Here is an 8,045-nt window from a genome sequence, read left to right on the forward strand (position 1 = left end):
CTTAGTATCTGTTGATGTTACGTAATTAAGAAATATTTAATACATCTGCCATTGAAAATACTCCTTTTTTTCCAACAAGCCATAATGCAGCAACCAAAGCTCCTTGTGCAAATCCTAATCTAGAATGAGCCTCATGATAGAGCTGTATGGTATCTATTTCATTTTTATAGGTGATAATGTGTGTGCCAGGAACAGTCCCTTCTCTTTTAGAAACGATAGGGATGGTATTAGTTTCTTTTGATGCAGCAACCGAATCCGAACTTTCCCAATTCGCATAACTTCCAGATTCGATAATCCCTTCAGCAAGTGTAATTGCAGTACCACTTGGAGCATCTAGTTTTTGCGTATGATGAATTTCCTCCATAGCTGCGTTGTAACTATGATGAGGCGCCATATACTGTGCTAATTTCTTATTGATCTCAAAAAAAATATTGACACCAATACTAAAATTTGATGCATAGATAAAGCTTCCGTTTTTTTCTTTACACAATGCTATCATTTCATCATACTGTGTTAACCATCCAGTAGTTCCCGAAACAATAGGAACTCCTTCTTTTAGACAAGTACTAATATGTGATACAGCAACACTGGGTAAGCTAAAATCTATGGCAACATCTACACCTTCAAAATTAAAAGGAGTAGCATCGTTTTTTTTTATAACAATTTCATGACCTTGGGCGAGGGCTATTTTTTCAATGGCCTTTCCCATTTTTCCGTATCCTAAAAGTGCAATCTTCATTAATCTATATGATAGGTGAGTTTGAAACCATAACGAAATGCCTGTCCCAAATCATCTGGTTGAATATCGGGTGCAAAAGTTAAATCATCACTTACATTGTATTGTGATAAGTGAGCATCTACATTCGCTTCAAGAATTTGGAGTATATACATTCCAGCTGTAATAAGAATAGCTAACTCTTTTTGTCTTCTAAAAAAATCTTGAGCGTCAATAAGTCCATCATTTGTGAAAATTTCGGTGGTTGTTCCATCCTCATTAACAACCGTAAATTCATCGATTCGTCCAGCGAGTCTGTCTTTAAAAGCAGTTCTGTAACGTTTAAATTCTCGATCATTATCTATGGCGAAGAATACGCCTGTTCCTAAAGCGCCATATACAATAGGTAGTTTCCAATAATCTTTATTGTAAGCCTGTCCTAATCCTGGTAATGCTGCGGCATAAAAAGCAGCTTTAGCGGGTCGCAACGGATCAATACTTTCCGATGTCTTTATGGTATCAGGATCTGTATCTTCTGTAATAATGGTATCTCCTGTTTGCGCTTTCGCGAAAGCGTATACAAGAAGAAAACTCAAGAGTAATATGCTTTTTCTATTTAGCACCTTTAATTAATTTCTGTAAGCGGTTAAAATCTTCTTCTGAAGAAAACGGAATGGTAATTTTTCCTCTTCCATTTTTAGATACTTTAATGTCTACTTTGGCTCCAAAATAGTTTGCAAATTCTTTATTTCCTTTTTGAATAAACTCAGGTGCATCTTGTTTTTTGGGAAGTGTCTTTTCAGAAGTATTGTGGTAATTCTTAACCAATGCTTCTGTTTGTCGTACGGATAACTTATCTGCTATGATCTTTTCATAAATATCAAGTTGATCTCCAGTGTTTTCTACATTAATCAAGGTGCGACCATGACCCATAGACAGAAAACCATCTCGCATTCCTGTTTGAACAATAGGGTCTAATTTTAATAAACGTAAGTAATTGGCAATTGTAGATCTATTTTTACCGACACGTTCACTCATTTGTTCCTGCGTGAGCTGAATCTCATCAATAAGACGCTGATAAGAAAGCGCAATTTCTATAGGGTCTAAATCTTGACGCTGTATATTTTCTACAAGAGCCATCTCAAGGCTCTCTTGATCATTTGCTATACGGATGTATGCAGGAATAGTTTTATTGCCTATTAGTTTTGAGGCTCTAAAGCGACGCTCTCCCGATACAAGTTGGTACTTATTGAAACTTAATTTACGTACTGTGATAGGTTGTATAACACCTAATTCACGTATAGAAGAAGCGAGTTCTCTTAAAGCTTCTTCATTAAAGCTAGTACGAGGTTGAAAAGGGTTTACCTCAATATCTTTAAGATCTAACTCAACGATATTCCCTACAACCTTGTCTGCATTTTTATCTTCTGCACTTTTAATGTCATTTTCCGGATCTTTCAATAAAGCAGAAAGACCACGACCGAGTGCTTGTTTTTTTGTTGCTTTAGCCATATGCTTTAGCTATTGTTTTTGGTAATAAGCTCTTGTCCTAAGCTTAAATAATTTGTAGCTCCTTTACTCCCAGCATCATAATTTATAATACTCTCTCCATAACTAGGTGCTTCACTTAATCGTACATTACGTTGTATGATGGTTTTAAATACCATTTCACTAAAGTGTTTTTGAACTTCTTCTACCACTTGATTAGATAAACGTAATCTAGAATCATACATAGTTAGTAAAAGTCCTTCTATATCTAGTGATGTATTATGTATTTTTTGCACACTTTTAATAGTATTTAACAGTTTTCCAAGACCTTCTAATGCAAAATACTCACATTGTATCGGAATCATTACCGAATCTGAAGCAGTCAGTGCGTTTAGTGTAAGTAATCCTAAAGAAGGCGCACAGTCTATTAAAATATAATCATATTGATCTCTTAAATGACCTATCGCTTTCTGCATCATATATTCTCTTTTGTCTTTATCGACGAGTTCTATTTCGATAGCAACAAGGTCTATATGTGCAGGAATTAAATCTAAATTAGGTGAGCTTGTTTGTATGATAGCTTCTTCAGCAGAGTTAGTATGCTCTAAAAGCTGATAGGTTCCTATTTGAACACTATCTACATCGATGCCTAAGCCAGATGTAGCATTGGCCTGAGGATCAGCATCTATGAGTAGTACTTTTTTTTCAAGTACTCCTAGTGATGCCGCTAAGTTTACAGAAGTTGTTGTCTTTCCAACACCTCCTTTTTGATTTGCAATAGCAATTATTTTGCCCATATAGATTTGAGGAAATTTAAAAAGTAAAAATACAATTTAAAATGAGTAAATAAAATGCTTTCAAAATTAAAAAGGTCATCCGTTTAGATGACCTCTTTAATTGTAATGATTTACAGTCTGTTTTAAAAGTAATAATTAAGACTTAAAGTGAAGTTTTCGTTGTTTACAATAAGTGGTATTACGGTGTTATTTACAGGAAATGATAAGTTGTTTTCATATTCAGATAGATAAGAGAGTGTGAGTCCGATATGTTTTTGATTAGGAAGTTGTAAGCGAGCACCAATCTTAGGGGCAAAAAGTGTATTGCCTCCAGTAATATCAAAATTAAATGCATCTACACTACCCTCAAAAGAATCTGAAGTAACTCCTATACTAATACCAGCAAACGGTTTGATTTTACCAGTTTTATTAAATAAATATTCTAACCCTAAAAAGGCTCTATAACTATTTATCCTGAAACTTGTAGCTCCTGTAGTATTGGTGTCAAAATCTTTTTCTCCAGAAAAACTAGCACTTCCTTCTAGGGTAACAAAAAGGTTTCCCTGTATACGACCAAAGAAACTAGGGGAAGCTATAACACCCGCTTGTACTTGAATAGAGACTATTGATTCTGAGTTGCTGTTGTCAAAAAAACTGACATTATTTAATCCTGTTCCAATACCAGCAAAAAAACTAGCTTGATCTGTATTATAGGTAGTAGCATTTTTCACCTCCTTTTCAGTGGGAGCATAGTTGCTGTATTCGCAAGAGTTGTAAGTGTTTATAATTTTTTGGAGTGCAGGTCTATTAAAATTGTCTTCATTGTTTAGAATAGCTCTTATACTATTGCAATCATCAAATAAGACGGCAAGTATTCCTGGTGTTTTGCTAGATTTCTCATCTGTATTAATAATAGCATCTTTACCATTATTTCCTGTGATAAGATATTGAGAGTCGTTTATTTTGTATAAACTCCCCTTTCCAGAAGTAATTGTTGATGTATAATAGGAAGCTCCATTAATATTCTTTTTTTCTAATATGGTAGCGCCTAAAGTAACAATGTTAACTTGGTCAAAACTGTAAGAACTTATTTTTAAATCTTTTTTGAGAGAAACTTTTTTTGTCTCATAATCTATAAGAACACGCCCTTTAATAGTCTCATTAGAAGTGGTAGTGATAGCTCCTTTGGAGTAATTTTGAGCGATGGCAGAAGCTGATGTAAGAATCAGAGCAAAAGCGAAGAATAAAATATTTTTTTTCATAGCAATAATTTTTGAGGTTGTATTATCAAAAAATATGCCTATTAGGTCGAAATGAATGTTAATTTCTTACGTATTAAAAAAGGGAAGCATTTAAAATGCTTCCCTTTTTGTTGCTTATAAGAAAAATCGTTACTAGTTTCCTTGTAAAAGAATATTGTCAATACCAAACTCATCACGAGAACCGCCGCCAGAAACATCATTAACTTCAAAACGAAGATAAATAAATGCTCCACTTGCTACTGCTGCAGAAAAACTAGCAGACATACTATTGTTTACAAAACTATTAGCATCAGAAGCTTCTGGTGATGTGTAATCTAAAGATGATACAGGTGTGTAAGTAATATTATCAGTAGAATAAGAGAAATTTAAGCCAGTAGCTCTTCCTTGATCATTATTTACATATAAGTCATAACTTATTAAAAAACTAGATAGGTCTCCTCCAGTTGTATTTTCTATTCTAAAATCAAATTCTCCAGGTGTAAAATCACTACCTGTTGGTTGAACCCCTAGAGTAGTATTTCCAGCGCCATCTATATCAAAAGCATATACACCTCCAGCGGTAGTGCCTCCATCGTTTAGTCCTCTTGCAAAATCTCCTGATGTTTCTGTGCCTCCATAATTTAATGTGCCATCACTTAAACCATTTGCGATAATGATATTAGAATCTAACTGTCCAGCAGCTGGCATAGCGGCAAAGCCACTTCCAGTAAATGATTGGAAATCTTCGCTGTAAAGGGTGGTTAGAGAAGAAGTGCATAGGTTATCGCTTATAAATAAACCATCTACAGTACCTACTAATGGAGAAGCCCAAGACCAAGTTCCAGAAATTCCAGAACAATCATTAGGACCAGTGGGTTCATTGTTAAAAATATGAGTTCCTGTCCAAGTTACATCACCATCTCCAGCAGTATACCCTACAGTAGTCATTCCATCACCACTATTGATGTTACAAGTAGTATCTGTTCCATTTATTGCACAACTATCTTGAGTACCTATACCATTGTATACTGTCATTCCTAATGTTGTTTGAGTAGCTATTGAGCTATCACCATCGGCAGTCACAAACATAAAATTAAATGTTTGTGTCATAGAGTTGTCTACAGGGCCAGCACATGTAGTACAAATATATGTACCTGTAACAGGTGTAACGGGAGTTCTTTCTGTATTTCTAGCGGCTAAAATTGAACTTTCAGCTCCTCTAAAAGAAACCGTATCAATCTGTAAAGTTTCGCCTTCATTTCCAGTAATCATTGTAAAAGAAAGTTCATTTGATGTAAATGTAATTTCTTTAGTGTCTCCTAGATTAGCAACTTGATCTGTTACAATACTTATCACTTCTCCTGAAGCTAAAGTTAAGTTTGCAGTTGCAGAGAGTGTGTCTTCAGACAGTATTACATCTAGTGTACCTCTATTGTCTCCATTTACGGTGGTAAATATTCCTTTGTAATTTTCAACTTCAAGATTAGCAACATCTGTAGTGCTGTCTATGCCTTCTTCTGTGCTACATGCTATCGCTATGATAGCTAGTAGAAAATAGGATAAAACCTTCTTCATTATATATTAATTTGTTGTTTATTATGCGTTACAAAAATAGATGGATTTTGTTAGTTTTATATTACTTTATTATTAATTCTTTGTTGGTTAAGAATATATTAAATAAAAAAATCACAAATGATACAAGTATAATTATTGCATTATTTGTGATTTTCTTTGTTTCTGGATACGCTTTCGCGAAAGCGTATTTATTCGAAATAACTAAACGTTTCTCCGTCTTCTATCGTTAAGAGTGTTTCATATATTAATTTGATAACATTTTCTACATCTTCACGATGTACCATTTCTACGGTAGTATGCATATATCGTAATGGGAGTGATATAAGGGCAGAGGCTACACCGCTATTGCTGTATGCAAATGCATCAGTATCTGTACCTGTAGCACGGGATAAAGCAGCACGTTGAAAAGGAATTTTATTCTTTTCGGCAGTCTCCGTAATACGGTCTCTAAGTTTTTGTTGTACTGCAGGAGCATAAGCAACAACAGGACCTTTACCAATAGCAGCTTCTCCTTGTACTTTTTGATCTATCATAGGAGTTGTTGTGTCGTGAGTTACATCGGTTACAATGGCGACATTAGGTTGGATGCGCTCAGCAATCATTTGTGCTCCTCGTAAACCTATTTCTTCCTGCACTGAGTTAGTGACATACAATCCAAAAGGCAACTTCTTTTTGTTTTCATGAAGAAGCCTAGCCACTTCAGCAATCATAAATCCACCAGCTCTGTTATCTATAGCTCTACAAACAAATTTGTCATCATTTAAAATGTGAAATTCATCTGGATATGTAATTACACAACCAATATGAATTCCCATTTTATGAACTTCATCTTTGTCTTTAGCTCCTACATCTATAAAAATATTATTAGGTTTTGGAGGTTCTTCTTTAGCGCGATTACGTGTATGAATTGCGGGCCAGCCAAAAACGCCTTTAATAATTCCATTTTTAGTGTGAATGTTTACAACTTTAGAAGGGGCAATTTGATGATCACTTCCTCCGTTACGTATTACATATAGGAGTCCGTTGTCAGAAATGTAATTTACATACCAAGAAATTTCATCAGCATGACCCTCTATAACCACTTTATATTTAGCTTTTGGATTGATTACGGCAACAGCAGTTCCATAAGTGTCTGTAATAAATTCATCTACATATGGTTTTAGATAATCCATCCATATTTTTTGCCCATCCCATTCATAACCAGTAGGAGCAGCATTATTAAGATATTTTTCTAGAAAATCTAACGACTTTTTATTGAGTATACTTTTTGAAGACATTTAAAATATTTTTTCATAAAAATAAGAATATTAATAAGAAGTTAATAGTCTTATAACATTCTAATCTTTAATTTTGGAATGATTTTAGCTTAAAGCGAAATAAAAAACATGCGCATTATAATAATAGTAATAAGTATACTCTTTTCTTTTTCTGGAATAGCACAAGATACAATTGTCAAATCAGGAAAAATAGAATATTATGTCATACAAGGAGATACAATACCTAGAACTGCTATAGATCTTAATGAGGTAATTGTTTTTAAACCTCTAAAGTTTGATTCCAAAGAAGAGCGTAGGCGTTATTTAATTCTTAGAAGAAAGACGCGTAAGGTATATCCATATGCAAAACTAGCGGCAGATAGGTTAGTTGCTCTAAATGAAAGACTGGAATCTATTGAGAAGAAAAGCGCTAAAAAGAAATATACGAAGGTCATTCATAAGTATCTTGAAAATGAATTCTCTACAGAACTTAAGAAATTAACACGAACAGAAGGTCAGATTTTAATTAAGTTGATACATAGGCAAACAGGAGAAACAACTTTTGAATTGGTAAAACGATTACGAAGTGGGTGGAAGGCATTTTGGTATAATACAACAGCAAGCGCTTTTGATATTTCTTTAAAAAGAGAGTATGATCCTGTAAACATAGAAGAAGACTATTTAATCGAAGACATATTGCAGCGTTCATTTCAATCAGGAATATTGGAAAGACGAAACTCTGTTTTAGATTTTGAATACTGGGATTTATCTAATAAATGGAAGCCTACTCCTGAAAAAGAAAAGTAAGTCTATATACATTAAAGCATTTTTTGTAATATCTCGTATAGATAAAGTGTCTTTCTTTACAAATTTAGTGTACATATAATAAGGAGTGTTGTTGAGTTTTCTTTTAGTTTGAGTTATTTGTTTTTCAGTCATTTACATATTTTTTCAAAAAAGGCTGTTATTTTTCTTTTCAGTTAAAAAAGAGGTG

General features: G+C 33.9%; 8 protein-coding genes. 1 reads left to right on the top strand and 7 read right to left on the bottom strand.

Translation table 11 applies throughout. From position 1 onward, the window contains the following. Positions 1–25: 25 nt before the first annotated feature. From dapB to Q1A01_RS22885, 7 genes are all read right to left on the bottom strand, one after another. The gene (gene dapB, locus Q1A01_RS22855) at positions 26–739 is read right to left on the bottom strand and encodes a 4-hydroxy-tetrahydrodipicolinate reductase (RefSeq protein WP_299685645.1); all 714 of its coding nucleotides are present in this window, start codon (positions 737–739) and stop codon (positions 26–28) included. After that, positions 739–1,311: a DUF5683 domain-containing protein gene (locus Q1A01_RS22860; protein ID WP_299685648.1), complete on the bottom strand. Its 573-nt coding sequence runs from the start codon at positions 1,309–1,311 to the stop codon at positions 739–741. Before Q1A01_RS22860 ends, dapB begins: the two co-directional genes overlap by 1 nt. A gap of 16 nt (positions 1,312–1,327) precedes the next feature. Continuing rightward, entirely contained in the window at positions 1,328–2,227 is a 900-nt protein-coding gene (locus Q1A01_RS22865) for a ParB/RepB/Spo0J family partition protein (RefSeq protein WP_299685651.1), read from the bottom strand. 5 nt (positions 2,228–2,232) lie between these two features. Beyond that, on the bottom strand, positions 2,233–3,000 hold the full coding sequence (locus Q1A01_RS22870; RefSeq protein WP_299685654.1) for an AAA family ATPase: 768 nt from the start codon (positions 2,998–3,000) through the stop codon (positions 2,233–2,235). Between the two features lie 122 nt (positions 3,001–3,122). Further along, positions 3,123–4,241, bottom strand: a complete 1,119-nt coding sequence (locus Q1A01_RS22875; RefSeq protein ID WP_299685657.1) for an outer membrane beta-barrel protein — start codon at positions 4,239–4,241, stop codon at positions 3,123–3,125. A 132-nt stretch (positions 4,242–4,373) separates the two neighbouring features. Next, positions 4,374–5,795, bottom strand: coding sequence for a hypothetical protein (locus Q1A01_RS22880; protein ID WP_299685660.1), 1,422 nt, complete (start codon positions 5,793–5,795; stop codon positions 4,374–4,376). A gap of 188 nt (positions 5,796–5,983) precedes the next feature. Beyond that, the gene (locus Q1A01_RS22885; RefSeq protein WP_299685663.1) at positions 5,984–7,072 is read right to left on the bottom strand and encodes a M42 family metallopeptidase; all 1,089 of its coding nucleotides are present in this window, start codon (positions 7,070–7,072) and stop codon (positions 5,984–5,986) included. A gap of 108 nt (positions 7,073–7,180) precedes the next feature. Here Q1A01_RS22885 and Q1A01_RS22890 point away from each other — a divergent pair, with 108 nt between their 5' ends. Then, entirely contained in the window at positions 7,181–7,858 is a 678-nt protein-coding gene (locus Q1A01_RS22890) for a DUF4294 domain-containing protein (RefSeq protein ID WP_299685666.1), read from the top strand. Positions 7,859–8,045: the final 187 nt, after the last annotated feature.

Source organism: uncultured Dokdonia sp., from assembly GCF_947492815.1.
Taxonomy (GTDB): Bacteria; Bacteroidota; Bacteroidia; order Flavobacteriales; family Flavobacteriaceae; genus Dokdonia.

What these genes read in the sequence shown, in the direction of transcription:
- Q1A01_RS22870 (WP_299685654.1), bottom strand. Translation starts at nt 3,000, where the DNA reads ATGGGCAAAATAATTGCTATTGCAAATCAAAAAGGAGGTGTTGGAAAG.
- Q1A01_RS22885 (WP_299685663.1), bottom strand. Translation starts at nt 7,072, where the DNA reads ATGTCTTCAAAAAGTATACTCAATAAAAAGTCGTTAGATTTTCTAGAA.
- Q1A01_RS22880 (WP_299685660.1), bottom strand. Translation starts at nt 5,795, where the DNA reads ATGAAGAAGGTTTTATCCTATTTTCTACTAGCTATCATAGCGATAGCA.
- Q1A01_RS22875 (WP_299685657.1), bottom strand. Translation starts at nt 4,241, where the DNA reads ATGAAAAAAAATATTTTATTCTTCGCTTTTGCTCTGATTCTTACATCA.
- Q1A01_RS22865 (WP_299685651.1), bottom strand. Translation starts at nt 2,227, where the DNA reads ATGGCTAAAGCAACAAAAAAACAAGCACTCGGTCGTGGTCTTTCTGCT.
- Q1A01_RS22890 (WP_299685666.1), top strand. Translation starts at nt 7,181, where the DNA reads ATGCGCATTATAATAATAGTAATAAGTATACTCTTTTCTTTTTCTGGA.
- dapB (WP_299685645.1), bottom strand. Translation starts at nt 739, where the DNA reads ATGAAGATTGCACTTTTAGGATACGGAAAAATGGGAAAGGCCATTGAA.